Source organism: Rhodoplanes sp. Z2-YC6860 (genome assembly GCF_001579845.1).
Classification (GTDB): Bacteria; Pseudomonadota; Alphaproteobacteria; order Rhizobiales; family Xanthobacteraceae; genus Z2-YC6860.
The window spans coordinates 6,874,195-6,900,726 of record NZ_CP007440.1; the positions used below are offsets into that span (position 1 = coordinate 6,874,195).

Genomic DNA, 26,532 nt, shown 5'->3' on the forward strand with positions numbered 1-26,532 from the left:
TTCGCAGCGTCTCTGCGCTGCGCCACGCACGACCGGCGACAGATCGCTAGTCCGGCAGCGCGGCCGTGACTTCGACCTCGACAAGCATGCCGGGAAGCGCGAGCTGGCTCACGTTGAGGAAGGTGTGCGGGGGATAGGGAGCATCGCCAAGCGCTGCTTTCTTGCAGGCGTTGTTGGCGCCGAGAGTTCGCGGATCCGTAACATAGGTGACGATCCGGACGATGTTCTTCACCGAGCCGCCTTCGCGCTCCAGGATCTTCTTGATGCTGGCCCAGGCGGCGTTGCACTGCGCGGCAAAGTCGCCCACGTGCTGAACGGTGCCTTCCATCTCTTCTTCGGAGCCCACGCCGGACAAGAACAGCATCCGGCCTGGCTTCGTCACGCGGGCGGCTTGGGAGAACCCCACACGCGACTGCCAGTTGCCCCAGTTGAGATAGCGGACATCGAAGCCCGATTGACCGGATTGCGCCTGCGCATGGCCCAGCGCCAGCAGAGCCAGTGGCGATGCAAGTGCGGCTGCAACCGTCACGGCCAGAGCGATTTTCCGTACCATTCCACGACCTCCGGTCTGCCCGCGACAACGCCAAGAATGCCCGTCGTTTCTAGTCGGTTTTGGATGTGTATGCAATATGTTGATATTGAATACATCAGGTTTGCGACAACGAATTCCGGTCAGCCGTGGTGCGACAACAGGAAAAATGCCGGGCGGTGTTGTCCGCCCGGCATCAGCACTTCAATCAAAGTGAAACGATTGGATTCGGTATTTTACTTGAGCTGGCCCGCGACCTTCTCGAGGGCCTTGGCGGCGCAAGCCTCGTCGAGGTGTCCGCCGGGCGCGCCACCGACGCCGACCGCGCCGATCACAGCATCGCCTGCCTTGATCGGAACGCCGCCGCCCAGCACCAGGAAGCCCTCGATGTGGACCAGGCCGGCCGCGCCGGGATTCTTCTGGACGTTGTCTGCGATCGTGGAGGTCGGGATGCGAGCCGAAGCCGAGGTGAAGGCCTTGTCGCGCGCCGCCGACACCGTGTGCGGGCCGGCGTTGTCGGCCCGCACGAGCGCACGCAGCACGCCCGCGCGGTCCACCACCGCGGCGGTCACGTTGTACTTGTCGGCAGCGCAGGCCGCGACCGCACCCTGGGCGATCTCAACGGCGAGGCTCGACGAAATGTTCTTCTCGGTCAGCACCTGGGCGGAAGCCGCGCCGCAGAGGGCAACAGAAGCGGCGGCGGCGATGAAAAAGCTCTTGATCATGACTGGTTTCCTGTCCTGACGTTTGCGGAGAAAGCGTTTTTGCTCATCCGCCATCAGAACTATCCGCCGGCCGGCTCGCGGAGAATCCGCGATGCCACTGCTGCCCGTAGGTAGCGCTACCTATGCTCCGGGCCGCATCAGGGCGAGCCGGACCTGTTCGGCCACCGAACTCGTGCCGAGCTTCTCGGCAATCCTCGCCCGATGCGCGTCGATGGTCCGCGCCGACAGGTCGAGAGCCGCCGCGATCTCCTTGCTGGCCCAGCCACGCGCCACCATGTCCAGCACCTCGCGCTCGCGTTCCGTGAGCCGGTCCAGGAGCACCTGCGCGTCTCGCCTTTCGAGCCACACATCCAGGCTGGCGAACGCCTGGTGCAGCGCATTGACAAGGCTCTCCCCGTCAACCGGTTTGGTCAGAAAGTCCTGAATGCCGGCCTTGAACGCGCGCCGGCAGGCCGCCACGTCACCGTGGCCCGTGATCATGATCGTCGGCCAGTCGATGCCGCGCGCGGCAAGCTTCTGGTGGAGCTGCAATCCCGATATCAGCGGCATGCGCAAGTCCACCAACAGGCAGCCCGGCTTGTTCTCATCCACATGGGCCAGGAACACCGCGGGATCGCCGAAGGTCTCAACCTCGATGCCGTAGGTGCCCAGGAGCAGGGCCAACGCGTCGCGCACCGCTTCATCGTCGTCGATCAGATAGACCTTGTGAGTCATTGCGCCGCCTGACTCTGGTTTTCCAAGAGCGGCAGCGAAACGGTAAACCGTGCGCCACCAGCCGGCAGGTTGTCCGCCTCGATGCGTCCATCGACCCGCTCCACGAGCGTGGCGCACAGCGAAAGTCCCAGCCCCATGCCGTCCGCTTTGGTGGTGACGAACGGCGTGAACAGCTTGGGCAGCAACGCCGCGGAAAGCCCCGGTCCGTTGTCGCTGACGACGAACCTTGCTTCGCCGCCAACCGCCTGCGTCTCGATCGTGATGAGCCCGCCGTTTCCCGCCGCCTCGGCCGCGTTGCGGATCAGGTTGTGCAGCACCTGCTGGGTTTCGATCGCATCGACCATGGCATGGGGAGCGGGCTCGGCCAGTTTCAACGAAAGCTTGATGCCTCGCTGCTCGAGATCGGCGCGCACCAGCGCCACGGTCTCGGTCACGATCATGTTGAGATCCTGCGGCGTCCGCTGCGGCGTCTTGTTGGACGCGTAGTCCCGCATCCGCTTCAGAATTTCGCCGGCCCGTTTGGCCTCTCGCACATTCAGAGCAAGCGTCTCCGAGATGAGCGGCAGGTTGGGCTTGTCGACCTGCGCCAATCTCGACGCCGCCTCGCTGCGGCTAAGAAGCGCCGTCAGCGGCTGCGTCAGCTCATGAGCGATGCCCGAGGCCAGTTCACCCATGCTGTTGACGCGCGATGCATGCGCGAGCCGTGTTTCACGCTCCTGGATGATCAACCGCTCCTTCGCCTCGCGCGCCGCTTCCTGAGAACGGGCGATTGCAGCGCGCTGACGAAGCCCGAAGACCAGCGCAAGACACAGCAACGCCGCCGCCACGGCAAAACCGAGGAACTGTTTCACGGGGATCAGCGTGCCCAGCGGCAGCGCCCGGTCGAGTTCGAGCAGAAGCCGCTGCCCGTCGCCGTCGATGACCTTTTCAAAGTGCAGCGGCGACAGCCAGGATGCGCCGGAAACGAGAGCCGTATCCGCCGGTTGCTCGACCAGGGGGCGGCCGCCGAGGCTGAGTTTGAGATCGGCGAACGCCGGCCGCTCCTCGGGCTCCACGAGCTGAGCTGCATCGATCAGCAGCACGACCGCCACGTTTGAAGCGCCCGGCGCGCGCTTGGCGAGCAGGTAACGCGCGCCGCCGATCGAATAGATGCTCGGCCGGCCCCGCTGCTGGCCGGCGATGTCTGCCGCGAGCGGCGCAAGATCGATCCCACCGGCGTCCGGCACGGCCACGATCGTGCGAGCCGTGGTGGCGCGACCGGCGGGCTTTGGCGCATTCGCATCGCTTTCGAGCGCTATCAACGCGATCCAGACGATGCGCGGATAGAAGCGCGAGATGCTCTCCATCACCTGCCGCGCGGTGCCCGCCGGCACCGGCTCGTTTCCGCTCGAGAGCGCGATCAGGCTGGTCAGGTGCGCATCGTGCTGCGCCACGCGCTGCGAGATCAGCCGGTGCAGTGTCTGCCCCGTCACATCGAGCTCGTCGGCCAGCCGCTGCCGGGACGTCACAATCGTGACAAGCGCAAAGGCGCCAAGCGCAGCGAGCCAAAGCGCAAGGCCGAGCAACCAGGATTTTGAGAGAGTACGGCTCACGTGAAACTCGGTGACGAGCAGATTCAATCTCAATATACCAGTTTCAACGTCTGTTTTTCACCGGTGACTCGGGCAGCCACAAGGATTGAATTTCCTGCCAGTTGACGCAGGCGCCGATGTGATGGCGCGCGCGATCGCGCCAAGTCGATCAGGCGCTGGCGCCGTCGTCGAATTTCAACAGCCGCCACAATTCGCCGAGATCGCCGACGTGATCGAGCTGAGAGATATATTGAGCGATCTGCCTTGAACGGCCGCGGCCCGATCGCGCCATCAGCCTCTCGTATTTTTGCGACAGCTCATCCGTGCTCATCGGATCTTCCGGGCTGCCTTTCCGGTAGAGCACGCTGGTCTCATGCCGGGCTCCGCCTTTGCACTCCACGACCAGCCGGCAGGCAACCCGGTAGCGCCCGTTCTCGCCTTCGAAGCGTGGCTCATGCTCAATTGCGATCCGGTCGATGATCGCCATGATGTTCGGGTCGCGCAATCGCGCCTCGTTGAACTGGGCGGGGCCGGCGGTCCGGTCGAGCGCCATCACGGCAAGGCCGTAGCGCAGGCTCATCTGCGCCGTCAGCACGCTTTGCACCCGGTCCGGCTCGTAAGGCCAACCGCAGTGATGCAGCGTGTTGTCGCTGACATAGGCCGTGATCCGTTCGATGTCGGCGGCCGACAGGCCCTGCTCGCGCATGATCGTGTCGATCGCCGTCATGCCGGTGATGCTGCCGTTGGCGGCCGGTGCCGGCTTGAAGCCGGTCCGGAGCATGTGCCAGTGCGACGACAAGCCTTCACACATCGCCGGCGCCGACCAGTCGTCCAGAAACGCGCTGAAGAACGTCCCATAGGAGCCGTCCAGCACGTCGGCGATCCCGGTGTAGCCGAGCTGCGCGAGCTGTGCCGCATAGACGCCGCCCTGCGCGGCGCGGCCGCAATGAAACGACTTGGTCATTGCGCCGTTTTGCACCGCCATCAGGCCGGCAGCCTGCGAGCCCGCGATTCCGAACGCATGTGTCGTCTGCCCGGCATCGAGGCGCAGGATGCGCGCTGCGGCCGCAGCCGCCACGAACACGCCGGTGGTGCCCTGGTTGTGAAAGCCGCTTTTGAACATGCCGCCCCTGGCGGCCAAGCCGATCCGGATGCCGATCTCGCTCGCTGCCGCCATCGCGACAATCAGATCGCGGCCGCTGACCGCGTGGCCGGCCTCCGCCAGCGCGAAAGCGGCCGGCAACGCCAGCGAACCCGGATGCAGCGTTGATTCGATATGGATCTCGTCGAACTGGAACGCATGAGCGCTGGTGCCGTTCACAAGCGCGGCCAGCGCGGCACTGGTTCGAAGCGGCAGGCTGAACACTGTCGCGACCGGTGCTGCGTTCTCGGCGGCGGCCATTGCGGCGACCTTGCCGACCGACGCGAGCGAAGCGCCGAACACGCAGCAGCCGAGCGTATCGACGATCGAGGCCTTGGCTTTGGCGACAACCTCCGTCGGCAACTGGTCGAAACGCAGCGACGCGCAGAACTCTGCCAGCAGCGCGGTCGACCCGGTTGCGGAAGCCCCTTTGTCAGAAATGCGTTCTGTGCTGCTCATCGGATCCCCGCAACGGCTTCGTCATTTCGCTTGGGTGAGGTTCGGCAGCACGGTCCGCAAGTCCTCGTACTGCGCGTCGAGGAAACGGCGCGCATCGTCGCCGGTGCGAAAATCGGCATCCCAGTAGTTGCGGCTCAGGCTCTCCGCCCATTCGGGGCTCCGCACCACGTCCGCGAGCCGGCTGCTCCAGAACGCCACCTCGCTCGGACCAAGCTCCCTGGGCCCGACGATTCCCCGCCAGTTGCCCTCGACCACGTCCAGGTTGAGCTCCCTCCAGGTCGGGATCGACGACATTTCGCCGGCAAGACGAGCTGGCGCTGCGACCGCGACGATGCGCATCTTCCCGGTTTTCAGCGACGGCGCCAGCACCGCCATCGTCCCGACCGAGACATCGATGTGGCCGCCAAGGAGCGCCGTCACGGATTCATTGGCTCCCTTGAACGGCACGATCACCAGCCGACCCGGATCGATGCCGGCGGCGCGCGCGAGCTTGAGAAGCGCAACATGATTGGAGCCGCCGAATCCCGGCGCCACGCCGACCGAGGGCGGCGTCGGCGACGCCAGCGCCTTGACGAGATCTGCGCCGGATTTGATCGGACCGTCGGCGGCGACCGCGAACCCGGTGTACTCGGTGAACAGCTGCGCGATCGGCGTCACATCCTTGTAGCTCAGATCGCCGATATGCAGGAGGTCTTGGCTCAAGAGCGTGGGCCCGCTGATCGCGAGCGTGTGCCCGTCGCCCGTCTTGCGGCTGACATACGACCAGGCCAATGCGCCGCCCGCACCGGATTTAACCTGCACGATGACGGGTTTGGTCACCAGTTGGTACTTCTGCCAGATGTTCTGAACAGTCCGGGCGAGCAGGTCCATCGTACTCCCGGCCGCGGTCGGAACGACGAATTCGATGCTCTTCTGCGGTGTCCACTCGGTTTGTGCGACACCGGCGCCGGGCGTCAGGGCGCAGCCGGCCGCAACGACCAGCATGGGCCTGAGAGCCGACATCATCGTGGCTCTGCGAGAGGGTTTCGTCATGGGCCGCGCCCTCATGCTAGGCCGCTACTTCGCGGCGCCGACCGTCTCCAGGAACGCGCGATAGGCGGCGACCTCTTCGCGCACCTGCCGCTGCATGCCATCGAGCGAAACCGTCACCGACGACTGCATGTTTTGCCTGGAGAACTCCTGCCATTCCTTGGATCGCTTGATGGTCTCCATCGCTTCGATCAGCTTGTCTACGATGGGTCGCGGCGTGTCGGCCCTCACCATCACGCCGCGCCACAGCGCCTCGACAATATCGAGCCCCTGCTCCTTGAAAGTCGGAACCTCGGGCAGATATTCATCGCGCTTCGCTGAACTCACGGCGATGAGCCGGATGTCACCGTTCTGGATCTGCGACAGCGCCGAGCTCGGCGTCATCACCGAGGCCTGGATGTGCCCGCCGAGCAACGCCGTGGCGGCATCTCCGCCACCCTTGAACGGAACCCAGATGGACTTGAAGCCCGCCATCTGCTGCATCCGGTAGTACACATACTGATGGAAGCCGGCCGAGGAAAATCCACCGACCGAGATGCGTTCCGGCTGTGCGCGGACCGCGGCAATGAAGTCCTGAACTGTCTTGAAGGGGCTGTCGGCACGGACCGCGACGGCCGACGGCTCGCTTTGCAGCGCCGGCAGCACGGTGAATTCATGCGGCGTATGCCGGCCGCCCCGGGTCGCCATCGCAAACGACATGCTCGATGTCGTCGACAGGATCGTGTAGCCGTCGGCCGGGCTGTTGAGCAGCGCCGCCATGGCGATGCCGCCCTCGCCGCCCGGACGGTTCTCGACCACGAACGGCTGGCCCAGCAGGTCAGCAAGCTGCCGGCCGAGCTGGCGCATCATCACATCGAGCGGCGAGCCGGCGCTGCTCCAGCACAGCAGCCTGACCGTGCGCGACGGATAGGAGTCTTGGGCCGCGGCCATGCCGCCAGCAAGCCACATGGCGGCCAGTGCGATGATGATGCGCTTCATGCGACGATCCTCCGGCGATCACGCTTTGCGGCAACAGAACGGCGTCAGGGCCCTTCGTCGGCCGGCTGCCGGAATGTGCGCGCCGGGAATTGCTTGCCCTTCGCCTCGCGCACCGCCTTCTCGTCGACATCGAGGCCAAGGCCCGGCCCCTCCGGCAGCGGCAAGTAGCCGTTGACCGGCTTCAGCGCGTTCGGACAAAGCTTGCTGCTGATCTCCTCGAACGGCAGGAAATATTCGGTGATGATGAAGTTCTGCATGCAGGCCGCCGCATGCACCGTGGCCGACAGCGACAGCGAGGTCGAGTTGTAGTTGTGCGGGGAGACCGCGATCGCCTCCGATTCCGCCGCGGCCGCGATGTTCATCAGTTCGAGGATGCCGCCGCAGTTGGACACGTCCGGATTGATGATGTCGACGGCGCGGGCGCGGAAGAACGGCCGGAAGTCCGCGCGCGTGTAGAGCGCTTCGCCGGTCACCACGGGAATCTTGCCGATGCGGCGAACGTCGCCGATCGCCTCCACGTTGGAGGCGTGACACGGCTCTTCGAACCAGTAGGGCTCGAACTCCGCGAGCGCGTTGGCGAGGTCGATCGCATGCATCGGCGCAAGCCGCCGGTGGATTTCCAGCAGCAGGTCGACGTCCGGCCCGACCGCATCGCGGATCGCCCGCACCACCTTCACGGCGTGCCGGACGTGCTCCTTGGGGATATAGGTGCGCCACGGGCCGGGCACCGGGTCGAACTTGATGGCGGAGAAGCCGGTCTTGATCACCGCCTCGGCCTTGCGCGCAAACTCGTCCGGCTGCTGGACCTTGTAGCTCCAGCCGTTGGCATAAACGCGGATCTTCGATCGCACCGGGCCGCCGAGGAGGTTGTACACCGGCTGCTTCGTCGCCTTGCCGAGAATGTCCCACAGCGCCTGCTCGATGCCCGACGTCGCGCAATAGAGCTCGAGCGAACCGCGGCGCTGCGCGTAGTCGTCGAAGGCGATCTGCAGGATGTGCCGGATCTGGAACGGGTCGCGGCCGATCAGGTAGCGGCCGAGCTCCTCCACCTGTGCGCCGACCGCGCGGTCGCGGTCGTACTGGCTATAGGCTTCGCCCCAGCCGACGATGCCGGCGTCGGTCTCGATGCGGACGAACACGAAGTTCTTGCGCCAGCCCGCAAAGACCGGAAGGCACTCGACGCTGGTGATTTTCATGACGTCTCCTGTGAGGACTGGCGTTTGGCGGATGCCGACGGCGCTGGAGCCTTCGCTCGGTCTCGCATGGGACCGGGGCTCAATTGGACAACGAAGCGATTGAGCGTACAATGCGTAATATCAAAACTATTGATCAGATATCGTGATCTATCCCTCGTTCAGCAAAATCCGAAGCTTTGCTGCCGTTGCCGCGCATGGCAGCTTTCGCAGAGCATCCGAGCATCTGCATTTGTCGCAGCCTGCGTTGAGTGCACATATTCGGGACCTGGAAGAAACGTTGGGCGTCCCGCTGTTCCACCGCACAACTCGAAGCTTGCGCCTGACGTCCGACGGTGAGCGCTTTCTCGTTCGCGCCAGACGAATGATCGAAGAATTCGAGGCAGGCGTCGTCGAGTTGCAGGATCAAGCCAAATTGCAACGCGGCCGCATCGTTGTGACTTGCATTACGACAATCGCCTGTCACGTCTTGCCAAAGGTGCTGGCGACGTATTGTCAGCGGTATCCGGGAATCAAAGTTCAGGTGTTTGATGATCCCGCACCGATACTGCTGCGGCGAGTGGCAGACGGCACAGCCGACATTGGGATCGGACCGCTTTCCGAGCGCGCAGGCGACCTCCAATTCCAGCTAATAACACACGATCGTTTCGTTGCTGTTTTTCCGCACCGTCATCCGCTCAGTCATGCACCCAGCGTGCGCCTCAGCGAGCTCGTCAAATACCCATTGCTGACCCTGCAGCCCGGCACAAACGTTCGTGCCGTTCTCGAACAGGCGTTTGCGAAACGTGGAATGGCTTTTGAGCCCGCCTTCGAGGTCAGGAACCATTTTACGCTAAGCGGAATGGTGGAAGCCGGGCTGGGAATAACGATACTTCCATCCATGGCAATTTCGATGCTCAGCAATCCGTTGCTGAAGACGGCAGTGATTACAAATCCTGGAATCGCGCGCGCGGTCGGTATTGTTCAACGCCGCGATCATGCGCGCGCACCTCTGGTCGACGCATTTCTTCAGACATTGGCTGAAACCCTCGGCCGGGCAGCCGATGGCCGCAAAGTCCGCAGCACGTTCCTGCACGCAGCTTCAGGCAATTGATAAAAAGGTTTTCGTCTGCGCCCGCGTATCTGCTGCCTACGCCAACGGTCGCATCCGACCGCTGTCGTTTTTCGGAAAGAATTGATTCGCCGGGATCGGCAGTCCCATGTTGCCGCGGAGCGTTTCGCTTTCGTATTCCCGACGAAACAGACCCCGACGTTGCAGCTCCGGCACGACCAAGTCCACGAAATTGTTCAGACTCCGCGGAATCATTGGCGCGCTCACCATGAATCCGTCGCAGGCGCCGTTCGCATACCAAGACTCCATCTGATCGGCGACCTGAACAGGGTCGCCCCGGAACGTCAGAAGTCCTCGAGCCGGAACGACCCGCTCATAGGTTTGACGGACAGTAAGCCCCTGCTCGCGGGCCATGGTGCCTATCGCCACCCGCATGCTGTTGAAGCCAAGGACTTCCGTCTTGTCCAACTCGGGAAACGGACCATCCAAGTCGTAGCCCGTGAGATCGTGAGCCACTGCCTTCGACAAGTAGCGAACCCCGACGGCTGGCGGGATCAGCGTGCTGAGTTCGTGATAGAACGCCTCCGCCTCCTCTGCGGTCGTCGCTACGACAACCGTCGCCGATGGAATGATCTTCAAGTGTTCGGCGGCGCGCCCATACTTGGCCATCCGCCCCCGTAGATCGGATGAAAGCGATTGCGCCTGCTTCTGATCCGCCGCGATGGCGAACACGCAATCGGCGGATTTCGCGGCGAGTTCGAGCCCGGCCTCCGACTGCCCCGCTGTAAACACCACAGGATGCCCTTGCGGCCCACGCGTGATATTCAGCGGGCCCCGCACGGAGAAATGTTCGCCCTTGTGATTCAGAACATGCATGCGGGCGGGATCGAGAAAGCGCCCCATCTCCCGGTCCTGTATGAATGCATCGGAAGCCCAGCTGTCCCACAGACCTTTTACGACATCGACAAATTCGACAGCGCGCGCGTAACGCTTGGTGCGATCCACGTGCTCGACGTAGCTGAAGTTCAAGGCATCCTGAGGGTCCGAAGTCGTCACGACATTCCAACCTGCGCGCCCGGCACTGAGGTGATCGAGCGACGCGAAGCGACGGGCGACCAAATAGGGCTCTTCGTAGGTGGTGGTGGCGGTAGCGACCAGGCCTATGTGTTCCGTGCACATGGATAGAGCAGACAGGAGCGTCGTCGGCTCGAACACCGCGGGACGATCGGATGGGGACGTAGCCGCCAACATTTCGGGATCGTCGAGCTGACGTACGCCGTTGCCGTCCGCGAGGAAGATCGCGTCGAACTTTCCACGCTCGGCGATTTGAGCGAGCTCGATCATGCGCTTCAGATCCAGCACCGTGTTCTGCCATGCGTCCGGATGACGCCAGGCTCCTACGGCGCCGCCGACGGGGCTGGGTATGGTCAGCAGACTCATCATGAGTGCCACATCCCGTCAGCTGGCCCTGGACAGCACGGCCTGATCTTCGATCGCGGGCCGGCGCAGGCCACGCTTCTCCAACTGCGGCAGCACATCCCGAGTAAAGCGCTTCAGTCCGTCCTCAAAGTCGACCCAAGTGAATAGGATGCCGTCCAGACCGGCGTCCGAGAGACAGGCCAGCCGCCCGGAAAGCGTGTCGGCAGACCCGATCAATTGGTATCCGCCGCCGCCTGCGGCGAAATGCCGACTGAGGGATCGGCGCGCCTCATCGGACATGCCCTTGGCGGTTCCTTGATGTCCCGAAATCCAGGCCTCGACGCTCTCCCGGTCGGCATTCTCGACTGCGTAGTGATCGCGATAGGCCTCCGCCTCTGCATCTGTGTCCCGTTGGACGACAGGTGCCAGCGTCCAGACTTGCACCTTCCGGCCGAATTCATCCCAGGCGAATTTCTTGTATTGAGCGATCTGCGCGGCCCAGGCCTCGGGATTGTCCCGGTGCAGGAGGATGAAGCAAAGGTCGGCTCGCTCGCAGGCAAATCGGCGTCCGACCTCCGATCCTCCTGCGCTCATGATGGGCGGCCGAGGTTGTTGAATCGGCTTCGGCTGCGACATGCCTTTCGAAATCGCGAAGAACTCGCCTCGGAAGTCGATCTCGCCGGATTCCGACCAGAGCCTCTCGACCACCGTGAGCCATTCGGCCAGGTGCTGATAGCGCGCCTCGTGCTCGCGGAAGGGCGCGCCGAACATTTCAAGTTCGGGCCTGTTCCAGCCGGCCACGACGTTCAGTGCGAGGCGTCCGTTCGAAATAATGTCGATGGTCGCGCATTGCTTCGCGGCAACCAGCGGATGGATGGTGGGCGCATGACTGGTGGCGAAGACGGCGGCGTGCCGCGTGGCCTGCGCGATGCCGGCACAGAACGTAAAGGGATCCAGGATCACACCGCTGGCGTGCTCGGGTTTTCCGGCGATGTATCCCTTCCAACGGGCATAGGCGACGATCGCCTCGAATCCGGCATCGTCCGCGAGGCGTGACGCCGACAACGCAGCCTGCCACGTCGGGCGGTATGCTTCTGGCACGGTCGTGTGGGCCGACCCCTTGCCGTTTAGACCGAACAAACCAAGCTTGAGCTTGTTCGGGCCGAACACCGGATTGCCGGAGATCGACATGGCTAGGTCCGCTTGGACGTATCGCGAAGCGCCGCAACAACCGACTGCAGAACGGGACCTTCCTGGCACAAGGCCTCGCAGGTGCCCTGATGGTGCGCGTCCAGCGCGAAAATCTCGACCGCGGTTCCACGTTCCTCCAGAGCTGCACCGAGCGGCCGGCCCGAGCGCTCGAACCTTCGACCGTCTCCCGTGTTCTGTTCATCGACGCCGAACACGATGATGGCACGCCGAGGCACTCTCTGCAGATTGCAGATGACTGTGCCTTCCTCGCGGCGCGCGAGATCGCGGACGAGGTTCTCCGCAAACTCGGGCCGATGATCGTAGTTGGCGCCAGCGAGGACCACGGTGTCGAGGATGCCTTCGGGTACACCCGCCGTCTTCTGCCAATCGGTGCGGACGGCAGCCAAGGCTATCATCAGCGCCCCCGACGAATGTCCGGACATGACCAACCGGCGGCTATCGAGCCCGTATTTTGGCAGACGGGCGTGCAGCCAGCTCGAGAGCGCCGCGACGTCCTGCACGTGGTCGGGATAGAAAGCCTCGGGCGCAAGCCGATAACCGGCGCTGATGAACGCGATACCGCGTTCGAGATACGGCTTGCCGACGAAGCCATATTGACGAGGATGCCCCTCGCGGAACGCGCCGCCATGCAAGAAGACAAAACAAGGCGTCTCGGCGTTGACCGTCTCTGGCAGATATACGTCGAGCGTCTGGAAGATACTGCTTCCGTAGGGCACATCGAGCTCGTGTCGATAGCGAGAGAGCAGCGCATCGGTGCGCGCAAGGGACTCGCGGTAGAACGGCTCCCAACTGACCTTGAACAGCTCCGGCGAGCGGACGGTCTTGTAGTCTTTGTAGTCGTGCGAACGTGGCTGCATGTCCCGGCCTTTGCGTGTCAGCGCATGGTCCGCCCTTGCGGGCCAGCAGGCGCCTTACTTGATGGCGATGTTTGCATCACGAATGACGCGTTTCCATTTTTCGGAATCGCTCTTCATGATTTGATGAAGCTCGGCTGGGGTCGAACCGATCGTCTCAAGACCACGCTCGCGAAACGGCGTCTGAAAATCCGGATCCGCCAGAATCTTGCGAACGTGACGATTGAAGTAGGCGACGGCGTCGGGCGGAGTTTCCACCGGAGCGAGCAGAGCAAACCAGAGTTCGACCTTGTAGCCTGGGTAACTCTCGCCGATGGTGGGAGTGTCCGGCCACGCCGGCATACGCTTATCACCCGTCACTCCCAGAAGACGCAGGTTACCCGCTTTGACCTGAACGCCCGCCGTCTCCGGAGCATCAAACAGAACGTCGACTTGCCCGCCGATCGCATCGGTCAGGGCACCTCCGCCGCTGCCGCGGTACGGAACGTTCAGCATTTTGATGCCGGCGGAGGACTCCAGGAGTGCTGCCGCAAGGTGCGTGATGCTGCCGGCGCCGATCGTGCCGTAGGAGAGCTTCCCGGGTTGCGCCTTTGCCAACCGAACCAGATCGGTCAGCGACTCGACGGGCAGTTTCGGATTCGCCACGAGCAAGAGCGGAGAGCGTGCGACGAATGTGACCGGCTCGAACGCTGTCAGCGGATCGATCGGCATTGTCGTCGCTGGAAGGTGCGGATTGATCGTGAGGCACGCCGAGCAGCCCATGATCAGGGTTGTGCCATCCGGTGCTGACTTGGCCACCGAACTCATCGCGAGCACACCGGCAGCGCCGGTTCGGTTCTCCACGATCACAGGCCGGCCTATCAACGGCGACAGCCGCGTTGCGATTGCGCGCGTGACGATGTCGTTAACGCCACCGGCTGAAAAGGGCACCACGATGGTGAGCGGCTTGCTGGGAGCCCAGTCCGCATTCGCAGCGCTCGCAAGGCCTGCAGTCAGGATAAGCACAGCCCCCAGCGAGACTTTCAGGTTCATCGCGTTTTTCCCTGGCGCGTTCGGCCGGCACCTCCCTAGTAGACCTCGCCCGCGGTGGTTCATAATAGATGGTATGAATGTCGCTTATTTTGGAAACAAATATGGACGGCGGGCCGCTCGACCTCAATCTTCTGGCAGTTTTCAAGGCGCTCCTGGACGAGCAAAGCGTCACCAAAGCGGCCAGGAGAGTGGGCCTCAGCCAGCCCGCCGCAAGCAGTGCGCTGGCGCGTTTGCGCCACCAATTGGGCGATCCGTTGTTTGTTCGCACACAGCAAGGCATGCTGCCGACGGCCAAGGCCAAAGCGCTCGAGGCGCCAATCCGAACAGCCCTGGGACAGATCGAAGACGTCATCCGCCTTCAAACGCCATTCAGCGCGCAGACTTCCAGACGTTCATTTCGGATCATGGTGACCGATCACGCCCTCACCCGAGTCGCGCCGCAGCTGGCTCGCATCCTTTCGAAAGACGCGCCGAAGATCCGATTCGACATCAGCTCCGTGGGCCCGGAGACGGACTACGAAAGGCTGCGGACCGGCGATACGGACTTGATGATCAGCTTCATCGTTGTCCAGCCACCACCAAGCTTCAAGGCGATGAAGCTATTTTCCGAGAAACATGTTGTGCTGGTCCGCCAAAAGCATCCCAAGATCCGTACGAAGCTTACACTGAAAGACTACGCCGAAGCCGATCATGTCCTCGTCGCGCCGCGTGGCGGTTGGGTTGCCGGACCGATCGATCAAATTCTGGCCGAGAAGGGGCTTAAGCGAAAAGTACGGATGGCGATCCCAAGCTATCTCGCCGCACCGCACTGCGTCGCCTTCTCCGACATGCTTGTCACGCTACCGGAAAGTGTCGCAAAGCAGCACGTCGACATTCTTCCTGTAAAAATCTTCGATATTCCAGCGGAGGCCCGCCCCTTCACGGTCTCCATGGTCTGGCACGAGCGAAATCACGATGACCCGGCCCATCATTGGTTGCGTGCGAAAGTAAGGGAAGCCGGCCGCGCAATCTGACCGAACCACCGTGCAGGCTTAGATGTCGTCCATCCGCCCTGAGAACACAGGATGCGGCGGCATCAGCGCACATGCTGTGCTCGCTGACAAACACGCCGCGTGAGTCTGACGGCTCGTGGATTATGGCGCGTAGGCCCAGGCTTCGATCATCACGGTCGCACCCGGAACCGGCAACGGCGCTTGCACCTCCACGGCGGAGAACGGCAGCGGCCGGCCGCCGAGGCGGCGCTCCCAGACCTGATAGATCGGATAGAATTCGTCGAGGTCGGTGTGGAATTGCAGCACGCGCACGATGTTATCGAGCGACGTGCCGGCGGCTCGACAGAGCTTCTCGATGTTGTCGATGATGTGCTCGGCCTGGACTTGCGCGCGCGAGCCGAAGCGCGGTTGTCGCGCGTCTTTTGCCGCCGCGATCAGGCCGCCGTTGCTGTCGATCGCCATCTGCGCCGGCATGAACAGGAGGTCGCCGGCCTTCACGGCTTGCGGCTGGTGACGGAATGCCATCGGAACGCCGGCGTCGACGTGTCGCTTCTGCGCGGCGCTGCCCGGCTTCGCCGCCAGCACGTTGATCTCGATCGTGCCGTCATAGGACGCGAGCCCATGCGGCGCGATGGGGATGATCGACACCGACGGCCGCGTTTTTGCGAAGTGCCGGCACCAGGTTTCATTGAAGGCTGAGTAATCTTCCGGGTTGGTCAGATAGACCTGGGCATGGATGATGTCGTCGATGGTGGCGCCGGCCAGCGCGAGCGAGGGCATGATCCGCTGCCTGATGATGAACTCGGTCTCCACCTTGATCGGCTGACCGGCCCATTGCTGGCCATCGGCCAGCAATGCGGCCTTGGCCACGCCGTTGCGATGCGGCTCGTCATCTTTTGCGCTCGCTGTGAGGCCGGGCACGAAGATGAAGTCGCCCACGGTCAGCGCCGCAGGCCAGCCTGCGGTTGGCCGGGAGGCGAGACGCTCGTCCTTGACATGGGCGATCTCGAATCCGGGACCCGGGATGATCCCGAGCGCCTGGATATTCATGTCGGCGCCTGGCAGCAGCAAGCCCTGCTGCGTGACGGAGGTCGATGGCGCGACCTTGCCTGCGAGGAATTCGCGCCGCACGTGCTGATAGGCAGGCACGGCCTTGACCGTCGCATAGTACTGGTCGGTGCGCACCAGGTTGTTGCGGTCGGAGCCGCCCGCGCGCAGAACCGCGTCGATGTTTTCCCAGATGCGCAGCGCTTCCTTCTCGCGCTTGGGCAAGCCGGCATGCGGGGCGTCCTCGGCCAGCACGTCCGGCGCGATGCCGTTCTTGAAATCCTGGGCCATGACGCCGGTGGCGAACACCCACCGGCCGGCCTTCATGCCCCGTGCGAACTTCACCTTGCCGGCGCCGAGTTCGACGGGGAGCAACGGTTCTGCATTTTTGTTGGTCATTCCGCCCTTCCTTGCCGTCCCTATCCTTGTTTGTTGCCGGCAGCATCGCATCGCCGCCGCGCCGGGGGAAGATGGGGCGGACTTTGACTCCGGCGCGCGTTCAACACACTATTGCAGAGCTGAATTGCAGGCGCGGCGAACCGATGAAGTTTGCATTGCGATGGCTGAGCTGGATCGCGGCTTGTCTTGCCGCGACATGCACCGCCTGGGCTCAGGCGGACAACTATCCGAACCGCACCATCACCGTGGTGGTGCCGTTCCCGGCCGGCGGCCTGACTGACGTGCCCGTGCGCCTTGCTGCGTCCCTGCTGCAGGAAAAGATCGGTCAGCCGATCGTCATCGAAAACCGCACCGGTGCCTCCGGCACGATCGGCGCAGCCTACGTCGCGCGCGCCACGCCGGACGGCTACACGCTGTATGCCAACTCGATCGGCGATGCGCAGAGCATCCATTTCATGCCGCTGCCCTATCATCCGATGGACGACTTTGCGAATATCGGCTGGATTGTCGACGGGCCGCCGCTGATCCTGACGATCGACGCCACGCTGCCGATCAAGACGATCGCCGAACTGGTCGCTGACGCCAAGGCCAATCCGTCGAAGTACAACTTCGCAACGGCCGGTCCGGCGTCATCGCCATACGCGACGCTGATGCGATTCAATGCCGTCGCGGGGACCAAGATCCAGGCGGTGCATTATCGCGGTTCGGGCGAGGCTGCGACCGCCGTTGCGACCAGCGCGATCCAAGGCACCTTCACGTACTTCTCGCAGGGCAAGGCGCTGGTAGACGGCGGCAAGCTGCGGGCGCTTGCGATCGCCGGCCCCAAGCGCATGGACGCCTGGCCGGACGTTCCGACCTTGATCGAAGCGGGCTTCGACATCGATATCCGCGGCTTCGTCGGGCTCGGGGCGCCAGCCAAGACACCGAAACCGATCGTCGCCTATCTCAACAAGCGCCTCAACGAAGTGTTGCAGACCGATACGTTCAAGAAGCCCATGGCGGTGCTCGGCATGGCGCCGCCGCCGGCCGCCGACAACACGCCCGAGAAGTTCGAAAAGTTCTTTCGCGACGAGATCGCGCGGCAGGGAGAGCTGGCAGCACTGACGGGACTGAAGATCGCGCCACAGAAGCAATAGACGCGCGGTCTGCTTCGAAAACTTAGGACGTGTACTCATAAAAACGATGTTGTTATCGGAGGGGAAGCGGACATTCTTTTTTGGGCTGTACATGTCGCCTTTTGGCCCAAAGCGGATATAGGAACCCGAAAGACATTAAGCGGACGTGACGCCGGCAACCATCACGGGCGCGGCGTCGGCGGACAGAATGGCCGCCTGATCAGTCATTCACGCTGATGTCCGTAAAAAGGAACCCCGCAGGCATCTTGGTGAAGACGAAGATGCTCTGGCCGCAGAAGATGGAGTAAGAGTCATTTTTGTAGCCATCGCGGGCATAGATGGCTTTCCCGCCCTGGATACACGCGCGGATTTTCGCCGTGAATTCGGGCTTATAAATCTTCTCGCGGAATTGGGCAGCGTCGCGAGCAGAGTCGTCGTTCATGAACGGCAGCCGGGTCATGCCGGCGACGGCGGCGGAATCGTTGGCCTTCAGCGCCGCACGAAATTTCTCAATGAAGCCAGCGAATTCCTTCTGCACTGCAGGAGAGGCGACGGCTTCCTTCGCCCGGGCGAAGGCGGGAGCAAGTTGCACGAGAGCGGCTGCGAGCACAATTCTCAACAAGACTCTCATGGTTGGGCTCCGTCCAGCGATTTATCCGACGCCCGCAAATCTAGCATGCCGCCAAAGAGTCAAAAGCGCTCTGCCAGAAAACCAGCCGAAATTTCACCGGGCAAACTCCTTGATCGAATGAAATGGCCTGATGCCGCTATTGGACCCATAGCGAACTCGCCCAGAGCGTCTTACGATGCTGCAATACATAGAGTCGGTGGGGCATAACCGCTGACGCGGCCCGGCCGCCTCGCCCCGCCTCATCAAGCACCGCGTCATAAACTACGTTTGCTTCAGGCCCTTCCCGAGTGGCTTGACGATTTCCCGCGCGCTCTCGATGAACAGCGTTGTCGCGGGATTTATCGTCCGGTTCTTCAAAGTGAGAATTCCGACCGGATACGTCGGAATGGACACGTCCGTCGACCAGGCCTTGAGCGAAAGGTTCTCTCGGCAATAGTGCAAGACATTGCCGGGCAGAAATGAGAGGTAGCGCCCTGTCGCAATGAGACTGTTCAGCACTTGAATCGAACGGGTCGTTACGATTTGCCGCGGCAAGTCGAGACCTTCGCCCCGAAAGGCCTCGGCTATCAAATTCCAGGGATGGCTGTCGAGCGGCGGCAAACACCAGGGCCTGTCGACCAACTGACTCAATCGCACCCTGCGGCCGCGGACCAGGTGGCTTTGCCGCGCGGTTACCAGCAGCGTGTGCTCCTGGTACAGGATATTCGCTTCGAGATCGTCGGGAACAACGACGGGAAGCCGGCCGATGATCAAATCGAGGCCGCGCGACTGCAATTCGCGGTGCTGCAAGTCCGTCAAGCCGCCTCCCAGCGTCACCTCGAAGATCAGCCGCGGGTGTCGCTGGCTGAGCCTGTCGATAATGGCGCCGACCATGCCTGACGCGACGGCGTCGCTGCTTCCGATCCGCAGTTCGCCGGCGGTCGGGTCGGCCATCAGATCGAGCTCCGTAATGCCCGTCTGAAGATCATTGAAAACTGCGACACTGCGCTTGAGAAGCGCCTGGCCGTAGGGCGTCAAAGCCACCCCACGACGATCACGATCGAACAGGCGCATGCCGAGCGTTTGCTCCAAGTCCGCGATCGTCTTTGATACAACGGGCTGCGTGATGGCCAATTGTCGGGCGGCCTTCGCCATGTTGCCCGACTGCCCCACGGCGATGAGGACTTCGAGCTGGCGCAGCTTGAGCCTGCGGCTGACGTGCTCTGCGCGTTGCATCTTCTGATATCCAAAAATTCTATCGAGATAGAGAAAAATAGAACTATTCATCTATAGCAAATCGACCCACCTTCCACCCGTGCCGCAAAGGCGCGCAGACCTGCAAATTGGCGAAGAGTTCGACCTGTGGGTCGCCGCAGAGGGGGCAGAATGGAAAAGATCAAAACCGCAACTTTGGTGTCGGCAACGCGATGAACCTCGGTGAAGTGACGATCGTCGCTCTGGTCTTTGCTCTCGCCGGCCTGGTCAAGGGCGCAATCGGGCTCGGCCTGCCGACCATCTCAATGGGACTGCTGGGCGCCCTCATGCCTCCGGGGCAAGCTGCGGCCATTCTGATCGTGCCCGCGTTGGCGACCAACGCGTGGCAAATCTGGGACGGCCCCGCGCTGAAAGCGCTATTGCTACGGCTGTGGCCGGTGCTGGTGTGCACCATTTTCGGCACCTTGGCGGCTGTCGGAATTCTCACGAAAGTGGATGTCCGGCTGACGGGCGCGTTACTCGGCGCCATCCTGATCGTCTATTCGATCACTGCCTTGAGCGGCATAGGGTTCAAGGTAGCGCCACGCTCTGAACCGATCGTGGGCGCCGTGGTTGGGCTGACCACTGGTATCATCAATGGGGCGACTGGAATTTTCGTCGTACCTGCGGTGCCCTACATTCAGGCGATCGGCCTCTCAAAGGACGAACTGGTACAGGCGCTTGCGATTTCAGCATTCGTCTCGTCGATAGCACTGGGCCTTGGCTTGGGCATGAACAAGGGCCTCACCAGTGCCGTCGCAGCGCCGGCGGTGGTCGGTCTAGCCGCTTCGTTCGTTGGTATGGCAATGGGCAAGGCACTGCGCTCTCGCTTGTCAGCTGACACTTTCCGTCGCTTCGTGCTGATCGGCCTTCTTGCCCTCGGCGCAAGCATGATCTGCCGCCATATTTACTCGGCCGGAAGCTGACCGATTCGAGCCAGCGATCTGAACAACCTATTTCGCACCGTTCGAAGGCCGAGCACTTGTTGTTGGAGGCAGAGCGGACATCAGGAGTTTACGAGTACACGCCTCAGTCCGCCTGTAACAGCCGCGGCAACCACACCGAAATGACCGCCGACGTTCCCTCTCGGACGCTTTTCATGCCGCGTTGCAGTGCTGGTCCGACTTCTTTGGGATCCGTCACGTTTTCTCCGTATGCGCCCGCTGATCGGGCTTCAGCCGCAAAATCAATCGGCGGCTCGAAGTAGCCGCCGTGGTAGCCGGCTTTGGCAGCAAAGCCATCCGGATAGCTGCGCGACACGCGAAGCGTTCCGGTCGAATAGCTGCGGTTCTGGTAGACGATGGTGAGGTACGGAGCCTTGTATTGCGCAGCCGACCACAGCGAATGGATTCCCGGGGCGAACATGTAGAAGCCGTCTCCGGTGATCGCGACGACGTTGCGATCGCGGGCCGCGAGCTTGGCGCCGAATGCTGCACCCGGCGCCCATCCGCCGCTGCTGGCAGGATTGCAGAAATAGGAGTTCGGCCGGGCGCATTGAAGATAATCGTGAACCTGACTGATGCCGATCGTGTCGTCGAACACGACCCAGTCATCCTCGAGCGCCTGTCCGATCTGGTACGAGAGCCAGCGTACGTCGATCGGCGTGTTGCCCGCCGCAGCCTTTGCGTTGTCAGCGAGCGCCCGGCGGCGCCTTTCGGACGTCTCGCTCCAGCGCTTGGCACGGGCGGCAAAGCGTTCGCGGTCGGCTGCCGAGCTGATGGCGCGAACCTCCGATTCCAGCGCCTCGAGCGTCAGCAACGTATCGGCGGTGAGCCGCAGGTCGGCGGTGAATTCCATGATCGGGATGCGGCGCTTGGACGGCTCGACATCGACCATGGCAACGAACGCATCGTCCGACGGCGCATTCGGTCCGATCATCCAGGGGATGTCGACGTCGAGCACGAGCACCACGTCGGCATCCTTAAGGCTGACGCTCCCCTGATAGAGCGGGTGGGTGAACGGGAAGCAGTGGTACGAACGTTTGGCCGACTGCGCGACCGGCAATCCCATGAGTTCGCAGAAGCGGACAAGCGCAGGCACAGTCGCCGGATCGCGGCCCGAGCGGGACACCACAACGATGGGATTGTCCGCTTTCACGAGCCGCGCTGCGAGCTCACGAACGCCGTCCGGCTCCGGCGCCGCCGGACGCCCCACGCCGAGCTGATCCAAGGTGGGGAAGCGTGCGTTGTCCGCCTTCGCAAGCGACACTTCGCGCGGAATGCTGAGATAAACTGGCCCGCGCGGCTCGGTGCAAGCGACCTGCAGGGCGCGTGAGACGGTCAAGCCGGGATTGTCCTGGAATTTCAGCAGGTGATCCCATTTGGTGTATTGCCGCACGATGCCGTTCTGGTCGAACGTTTGTTGCAGCCAGAGGTGCCCCTCCGGCTCGCGCGCGCCGATCATGCTGCCTGGATACGCAGTCGGCGGAATTCCGGCGGTGATCAGCACCGGCAGTCCTGCATGCCAGGCCGTGTGGACTGCGCCGCCATAGTGCTGGGTTCCGCAGTCGACGTGGGCCGCCGTCGCGACCGGCTTGCCGCTGACCGCAGCGCAGCCGAGCGCAGCGTTGAGGTTCACATGTTCATGCGTCACGGAGATCAGCTTCGGCGCCTTGCGGCCCTGAGCCTCGGCCTTGGCGATCGCTTCCTGATAGAAGCCGATCTCGGAGCCGGATGTGAAGAACACGAACTCCACGCCCGCCTCGGTCATCGCGGCGACGATGGCCTCGCCATTGTCCGCAACGGGGATATTCACCCACTCGCGGCTTTGGTTGCGGCGGTCGCCGGTGTAATTCATGGGTTTATCCTCCGCCTCTGACCGGACGCCGTTGCGATCAATCCAATCGATGACTTACCGCCCAGCCCGCAAATCCTGAAATGCCGCCTCTAACCGCGTCATGGCGTCGTCAAGAATCGGTCGCGGCGTCGCAAAGTTGAAGCGAAGCCATCGCTCTCCACCAGGCCCGAATTGAGAGCCGGGGCTTGCAAATATCCGTGCTCCTGTCGCGACCCTGTCCGCAACGTCTTCGGGCGGCAGGCCTGTCCCGGAAAAATCGACCCACGCGAGGTATGTGCCGTCGAGATGCATCGATCGTGCGCCAGGCACAGCGGCTTCAATTCGCTTGTCGAAAATATCGCGATTCCCGGCGAGGTACGGCATCAGCGCATCGAGCCATGCTGCTCCGGTTCGCCAGGCGGCCTCGGTCGCCGCCATTCCAAATGCGTTGTAGGAACCGAGCCCGCTTGCCGCGATGCGCGCGTCCAGCCGTTTCTTCAACGCCGGATTTGAAACGATGCAGGCGCCGACATGGGCGCCGGCGAGATTGAAGGTTTTTGTTGCGGCAACGCACGTGATCAAACGGTCGGCGATCTCAGGCGCGGCCGACATTGTCGGAATATGCTTGGCGCCGGCGAACACGAGATCGCAGTGAATTTCGTCGGAGACCAGAATCAAATCGCGGTCCGCGCAAAAGGATGCCAGCGCTCGCGTCTCGTCCGCGGACCACGCGGTGCCGCCTGGATTGTGCGGACTGCAGAAGAACACGACCTTCGTGCGAGTCGTGACCTTGTCGCGCAGCAGGTCGAGGTCCATCGAATAACGGCCCTCGATCTCGACAAGCGGCACGTCGAGAATGCGCCGCTCGTTGGCAAGGATGATCTTGCGAAACGCATGATAAGCGGGCGGAAAAACCACGACCTCATCGCCGGGCGCGGTGACCGCTTGCAGGATGAGACCGAGCCCTGAAACAATTCCCGGTGTCGGGCTGACCCAACTCGGATTGAGCGTCAGCCCGTGACGGCGAGCCATCCAATCCACCAGCGCGGCCGCCCAGCTTCCGGTGTCTGCGTAATAGCCGTGAACGGCGCGATCGACCTCCGCCTTCATGGCCTCTGTCACGCCCGGCGGCGCGGCGAAATCCATGTCTGCAACCCACATCGGGATGGCATCCGGCGCCTCGATGCCCGACAGACGGGCAATCTGATCCCATTTTGAGGAGTGAGTGCCGCGGCGCTCAATGATGCGGTCAAAATCAAACATGAGGTGACAACTTCCAATCCAGGGTGGCGCGCACAGGTCCATTCCAGATACGCGGAGCGCTACAACCGACTCTTAACGCAAGGTGCAGGATAGAGCCGCTTCCAAAGCGTCGCTCAGCACCGTCGCGGAATTTTTCAGGCAAGCCTCCAGCGCGCCCGGCGAGCAGGTCGCCGGGCGATCGCGCATGCCGATTTTAGAAGAGAAGCTCCGTTCGCCATCGGCCGTTCGCCGAAGCGCGCAGATGGATATTTGACGGATATTAGCCGGCTTTTTCGCCCGAGAGATAAACTATTGAAATCATTGGCGCTCCCTACCGGAATCGAACCGGTGTTTCAGCCTTGAGAGGGCCGCGTCCTAGACCGCTAGACGAAGGGAGCCTTGGGCAAGGCCGTTCAGATAGCCTCGATCCCGCGTTGAAGCAAGCATTCGAATTGCGGCCCAACGGCTTGCGTTAAAAGCCGCCTCAGGGCTCGGTGGCGAAGCGCAGCCGCCCGGTCGGCTGCATGGTCTTGATGTCGAAGGCCCTGATCTCCACGGAGCCGCCGAGCTCGACCGTCACCAAGATCCGGTCGTCGCTCACCGCGGTCTGGACCACCTTGGCGCCCTTGGGCAGCAGCGCCGTCACCTCGCGGGGCGCGGCGTCGCCGCCGCTCCGGAACATGCGGTAGCCGACCACGCCGATCACCACGGCGATGCCGAGGAACGTCGCAAAGCCCGACATCAGCATCAGCCAGCGCGCCTTGGCGACGATCTTTTGCTGCTCGGGGGTGAGCGGCTTGTCGTCGTCGGCGTTATGATCGGGCGTCACCATATTGGGCTTCAATGTCGTCGCAGGATTACCAGGAAACGGAGCCCGGCTCGGAAGGGCCGGACACGGAGCTTACGATCGAAGTCACCGGCGGGGCCGCCGGCGGCCGGATCGACCGCGTGCTGTCCGAGCACTGCGAACTGTCCCGCACCCGGCTCAAGGCGCTGATCCTCGAAGGCGCGGTGACGATCGGCGGCCGCACGATCCTTGATCCAAGCCATCGCGTCAATGCGGGCGACGTGGTCGTGGTGAATGTGCCCGAGCCCGAGGAGGCCGAGCCCTCGGGGGAGGACATCCCGCTCAACATCGTGTTCGAGGACGACCAGATGATCGTCCTCGACAAGCCCGCCGGCCTCGTGGTGCATCCGGCGGCGGGGCACGCCACAGGGACGCTGGTCAATGCGCTGATCGCCCATTGCGGCGAAAGCCTCTCGGGCATCGGCGGCGTGAAGCGGCCGGGCATCGTGCACCGGCTCGACAAGGACACCACCGGCGTCATGGTCGTCGCCAAGACCGACCGCGCCCATCAGGCGCTGGCCGCGCAGTTCGCCGACCACGGCCGCACCGGCCCGCTGGAGCGCGCCTACCTGGCGTTTGTCTGGGGCGTGCCGCGAGAGCCGAAGGGCACGGTGGACGCCCCGCTCGGACGCCATCCCCGAAGCCGCGACAAGATCGCGGTTCGCGGCGACGGCCGGCCGTCGATCACCCATTGGCGGGTGCTGGAGCGATTCTCCGGCAAGGACGGCAAGCCTGTCGCGAGCCTGATCGAATGCCGGCTGGAAACCGGCCGCACCCACCAGATCCGCGTCCATATGGCCCATATCGGCCATCCGCTCCTGGGCGATCCGGTCTACGGCCCGGGATTCCGCACGAAAACGGCCCGGTTACCGGCCGAAGCGGGCCAAATCCTGGAGGGTCTTGGAAGACAGGCCCTCCATGCTTATCTCCTGGCAGTCCAACATCCGACCAAAGGCCAGCAACTGCAGTTCCGTTCGGAACTGCCGGTTGACTTGGCCCGTTTGCATGACAGCCTCGCCGCTCCAAGCGCATCTCCCCAGAAGCCCAAAAGGCCTTCCCGGCCAAAGGGTTGAAGGATGCGACTAAAGGCTGCCTGGGGTCACGATGGTGTGAAAGCCGTTCTTCTTCCTTTCGCCCCATTCGGTCCGGTATTCTTGCCTCATGCGGTCGGGGGTAGCGGCCGCGAACTTCGGTGCTGTCGGCTCGGGGAGCGGCGGCACACCTCGCCCGCCGGGTAGCCGGGGGCAACCAAATGGAGGGCGCTATCATGGCCCGTGTTTCGGCTTTGCCGATCGTCACCGCCGAAGGCGGTCTGACGAGATATCTGGAAGAAATCCGGCGGTTCCCAATGTTGGAACCGCAACAGGAATATATGCTGGCCAAGAGCTGGAAGGAGCACGGCGATCGTGACGCCGCGCACCAACTCGTCACCAGCCATCTGCGTCTCGTCGCCAAAATCGCGATGGGTTACCGCGGCTACGGCCTGCCGATCTCCGAGGTGATCTCGGAAGGCAACGTCGGCCTGATGCAGGCGGTGAAGCGCTTCGAGCCCGAGAAGGGCTTCCGACTCGCGACCTATGCGATGTGGTGGATCAAGGCGTCGATCCAGGAATACATCCTGCGTTCGTGGTCGCTCGTGAAGATGGGCACCACCGCGAACCAGAAGAAGCTGTTCTTCAATCTCCGCAAGGCGAAGAGCAAGATCTCCGCGCTGCAGGAGGGCGATCTGCGCCCCGATCAGGTGCAGGTCATCGCCAAGCGCCTCGGCGTCACCGAGCAGGACGTGGTCGACATGAACCGCCGCCTCGGCGGTGACGCGTCGCTCAACGCTCCGATCCGCGACGATGGCGAGAGCGGCGAATGGCAGGACTGGCTCGCTGACGACAGCGAGAGCCAGGAAAGCGTGATGGCCGAGCACGAGGAGCTCGACAACCGCCGCAAGGCGCTGTCGTCGGCGCTCGAAGTGCTCAACGACCGCGAGCGCCGCATCTTCCAGGCGCGGCGTCTGGCGGACGATCCGGTCACGCTCGAGGATCTCGCCGCCGAGTTTGGCGTGTCGCGCGAGCGCGTGCGCCAGATCGAGGTGCGCGCGTTCGAGAAGGTGCAGAAGGCGGTGAAGAACCGCGTGGCCGCGATGGAAGCGCCCACGGCTGCACCGCAGGCGATCGCGGCGCACTGATCGAACGCTTGTAGAGAGAATGCGACCGGCGGCGCCAAAAGCGCCGCCGGTTTTTTTTCGCGAAGTGCTTCAAGCTGGAATGAAGTGCTTCAAGCTGGAATAAGGCACGTCCGCGCACGCTGTCACCCGCGGGCTTGACCCGAGGGTCCATACGGTGGCGCAACA

24 protein-coding genes and 1 tRNA gene are annotated in these 26,532 nt (G+C 63.1%); 6 read left to right on the top strand and 19 right to left on the bottom strand.

The window, feature by feature from the left end; all coding sequences use genetic code 11:
- Positions 1-46: 46 nt before the first annotated feature.
- The 8 genes from RHPLAN_RS32080 to RHPLAN_RS32115 all read right to left on the bottom strand — a co-directional run bounded on the left by RHPLAN_RS32080 (position 47) and on the right by RHPLAN_RS32115 (position 8,342).
- Positions 47-553, bottom strand: a complete 507-nt coding sequence (locus tag RHPLAN_RS32080; protein ID WP_068027245.1) for a RidA family protein — start codon at positions 551-553, stop codon at positions 47-49.
- 212 nt (positions 554-765) lie between these two features.
- The gene (locus RHPLAN_RS32085) at positions 766-1,254 is read right to left on the bottom strand and encodes a GlcG/HbpS family heme-binding protein (RefSeq protein WP_068032165.1); all 489 of its coding nucleotides are present in this window, start codon (positions 1,252-1,254) and stop codon (positions 766-768) included.
- 120 nt (positions 1,255-1,374) lie between these two features.
- Positions 1,375-1,968 (bottom strand): response regulator transcription factor, encoded by a 594-nt coding sequence (locus RHPLAN_RS32090; RefSeq protein WP_068027247.1) that lies wholly within the window; start codon positions 1,966-1,968, stop codon positions 1,375-1,377.
- Positions 1,965-3,560 carry a sensor histidine kinase gene (locus tag RHPLAN_RS32095; protein WP_157100631.1) on the bottom strand — a complete coding sequence of 532 codons (1,596 nt, stop codon included), beginning with the start codon at positions 3,558-3,560 and terminating at the stop codon, positions 1,965-1,967. Before RHPLAN_RS32095 ends, RHPLAN_RS32090 begins: the two co-directional genes overlap by 4 nt.
- Before the next feature lie 148 nt (positions 3,561-3,708).
- Positions 3,709-5,139: an MmgE/PrpD family protein gene (locus RHPLAN_RS32100; RefSeq protein ID WP_068027253.1), complete on the bottom strand. Its 1,431-nt coding sequence runs from the start codon at positions 5,137-5,139 to the stop codon at positions 3,709-3,711.
- Between the two features lie 21 nt (positions 5,140-5,160).
- Complete coding sequence (locus tag RHPLAN_RS32105; protein ID WP_198164596.1) at positions 5,161-6,171, bottom strand: Bug family tripartite tricarboxylate transporter substrate binding protein; 1,011 nt, start codon at positions 6,169-6,171, stop codon at positions 5,161-5,163.
- Positions 6,172-6,195: 24 nt separating this feature from the next.
- Positions 6,196-7,146 carry a Bug family tripartite tricarboxylate transporter substrate binding protein gene (locus tag RHPLAN_RS32110; RefSeq protein WP_068027258.1) on the bottom strand — a complete coding sequence of 317 codons (951 nt, stop codon included), beginning with the start codon at positions 7,144-7,146 and terminating at the stop codon, positions 6,196-6,198.
- Between the two features lie 44 nt (positions 7,147-7,190).
- Positions 7,191-8,342: a mandelate racemase/muconate lactonizing enzyme family protein gene (locus RHPLAN_RS32115; protein WP_084246022.1), complete on the bottom strand. Its 1,152-nt coding sequence runs from the start codon at positions 8,340-8,342 to the stop codon at positions 7,191-7,193.
- 142 nt (positions 8,343-8,484) lie between these two features.
- Here RHPLAN_RS32115 and RHPLAN_RS38750 point away from each other — a divergent pair, with 142 nt between their 5' ends.
- Positions 8,485-9,432 carry a LysR family transcriptional regulator gene (locus RHPLAN_RS38750; protein WP_084246024.1) on the top strand — a complete coding sequence of 316 codons (948 nt, stop codon included), beginning with the start codon at positions 8,485-8,487 and terminating at the stop codon, positions 9,430-9,432.
- A gap of 36 nt (positions 9,433-9,468) precedes the next feature.
- Here the strand turns inward: RHPLAN_RS38750 and RHPLAN_RS32135 are convergent, their stop codons facing one another.
- Genes RHPLAN_RS32135 through RHPLAN_RS32150 form a run of 4 tightly spaced genes read right to left on the bottom strand, consistent with a single transcriptional unit; the run spans position 9,469 to position 13,907 of the window.
- Positions 9,469-10,833: an LLM class flavin-dependent oxidoreductase gene (locus RHPLAN_RS32135; protein ID WP_068032168.1), complete on the bottom strand. Its 1,365-nt coding sequence runs from the start codon at positions 10,831-10,833 to the stop codon at positions 9,469-9,471.
- A 15-nt stretch (positions 10,834-10,848) separates the two neighbouring features.
- Complete coding sequence (locus RHPLAN_RS32140) at positions 10,849-12,000, bottom strand: LLM class flavin-dependent oxidoreductase (RefSeq protein WP_068027269.1); 1,152 nt, start codon at positions 11,998-12,000, stop codon at positions 10,849-10,851.
- A gap of 2 nt (positions 12,001-12,002) precedes the next feature.
- A complete protein-coding gene (locus RHPLAN_RS32145; protein WP_068027272.1) occupies positions 12,003-12,878 on the bottom strand; it encodes an alpha/beta hydrolase in 876 nt (291 codons plus the stop codon).
- A 54-nt stretch (positions 12,879-12,932) separates the two neighbouring features.
- A complete protein-coding gene (locus tag RHPLAN_RS32150; protein WP_068027275.1) occupies positions 12,933-13,907 on the bottom strand; it encodes a Bug family tripartite tricarboxylate transporter substrate binding protein in 975 nt (324 codons plus the stop codon).
- Positions 13,908-13,984: 77 nt separating this feature from the next.
- On the opposite strand from RHPLAN_RS32150, the gene RHPLAN_RS32155 reads away from it, so the two are divergent.
- Positions 13,985-14,920, top strand: coding sequence for a LysR family transcriptional regulator (locus tag RHPLAN_RS32155; RefSeq protein WP_084246028.1), 936 nt, complete (start codon positions 13,985-13,987; stop codon positions 14,918-14,920).
- A 120-nt stretch (positions 14,921-15,040) separates the two neighbouring features.
- On the opposite strand, the gene RHPLAN_RS32160 is transcribed toward RHPLAN_RS32155, so the two are convergent.
- A complete protein-coding gene (locus RHPLAN_RS32160; RefSeq protein ID WP_068027280.1) occupies positions 15,041-16,345 on the bottom strand; it encodes a RidA family protein in 1,305 nt (434 codons plus the stop codon).
- A gap of 143 nt (positions 16,346-16,488) precedes the next feature.
- On the opposite strand from RHPLAN_RS32160, the gene RHPLAN_RS32165 reads away from it, so the two are divergent.
- Entirely contained in the window at positions 16,489-17,481 is a 993-nt protein-coding gene (locus RHPLAN_RS32165) for a Bug family tripartite tricarboxylate transporter substrate binding protein (RefSeq protein ID WP_068027283.1), read from the top strand.
- Between the two features lie 199 nt (positions 17,482-17,680).
- On the opposite strand, the gene RHPLAN_RS32170 is transcribed toward RHPLAN_RS32165, so the two are convergent.
- Together RHPLAN_RS32170 and RHPLAN_RS32175 are read right to left on the bottom strand one after the other, a co-directional pair.
- On the bottom strand, positions 17,681-18,091 hold the full coding sequence (locus tag RHPLAN_RS32170) for a hypothetical protein (RefSeq protein WP_198164597.1): 411 nt from the start codon (positions 18,089-18,091) through the stop codon (positions 17,681-17,683).
- Between the two features lie 261 nt (positions 18,092-18,352).
- Positions 18,353-19,306 (bottom strand): LysR family transcriptional regulator, encoded by a 954-nt coding sequence (locus tag RHPLAN_RS32175; RefSeq protein WP_068027288.1) that lies wholly within the window; start codon positions 19,304-19,306, stop codon positions 18,353-18,355.
- Between the two features lie 107 nt (positions 19,307-19,413).
- On the opposite strand from RHPLAN_RS32175, the gene RHPLAN_RS32180 reads away from it, so the two are divergent.
- On the top strand, positions 19,414-20,250 hold the full coding sequence (locus RHPLAN_RS32180) for a sulfite exporter TauE/SafE family protein (RefSeq protein ID WP_237179952.1): 837 nt from the start codon (positions 19,414-19,416) through the stop codon (positions 20,248-20,250).
- Positions 20,251-20,353: 103 nt separating this feature from the next.
- On the opposite strand, the gene RHPLAN_RS32185 is transcribed toward RHPLAN_RS32180, so the two are convergent.
- The 4 genes from RHPLAN_RS32185 to RHPLAN_RS32200 all read right to left on the bottom strand — a co-directional run bounded on the left by RHPLAN_RS32185 (position 20,354) and on the right by RHPLAN_RS32200 (position 24,173).
- Complete coding sequence (locus RHPLAN_RS32185) at positions 20,354-22,120, bottom strand: thiamine pyrophosphate-requiring protein (RefSeq protein ID WP_068027292.1); 1,767 nt, start codon at positions 22,118-22,120, stop codon at positions 20,354-20,356.
- 54 nt (positions 22,121-22,174) lie between these two features.
- Positions 22,175-23,362 carry a MalY/PatB family protein gene (locus RHPLAN_RS32190; RefSeq protein ID WP_068027295.1) on the bottom strand — a complete coding sequence of 396 codons (1,188 nt, stop codon included), beginning with the start codon at positions 23,360-23,362 and terminating at the stop codon, positions 22,175-22,177.
- Positions 23,363-23,663: 301 nt separating this feature from the next.
- Positions 23,664-23,739, bottom strand: a tRNA-Glu gene (locus RHPLAN_RS32195).
- 86 nt (positions 23,740-23,825) lie between these two features.
- Positions 23,826-24,173, bottom strand: coding sequence for a hypothetical protein (locus RHPLAN_RS32200; protein WP_068027298.1), 348 nt, complete (start codon positions 24,171-24,173; stop codon positions 23,826-23,828).
- 11 nt (positions 24,174-24,184) lie between these two features.
- Between RHPLAN_RS32200 and RHPLAN_RS32205 the strand changes: the two genes are divergently transcribed.
- Both RHPLAN_RS32205 and rpoH read left to right on the top strand, forming a co-directional pair.
- Positions 24,185-25,261 (top strand): RluA family pseudouridine synthase, encoded by a 1,077-nt coding sequence (locus RHPLAN_RS32205; RefSeq protein ID WP_084246035.1) that lies wholly within the window; start codon positions 24,185-24,187, stop codon positions 25,259-25,261.
- Positions 25,262-25,455: 194 nt separating this feature from the next.
- Positions 25,456-26,367: an RNA polymerase sigma factor RpoH gene (rpoH, locus tag RHPLAN_RS32210; RefSeq protein WP_068027301.1), complete on the top strand. Its 912-nt coding sequence runs from the start codon at positions 25,456-25,458 to the stop codon at positions 26,365-26,367.
- Positions 26,368-26,532 lie beyond the last annotated feature (165 nt).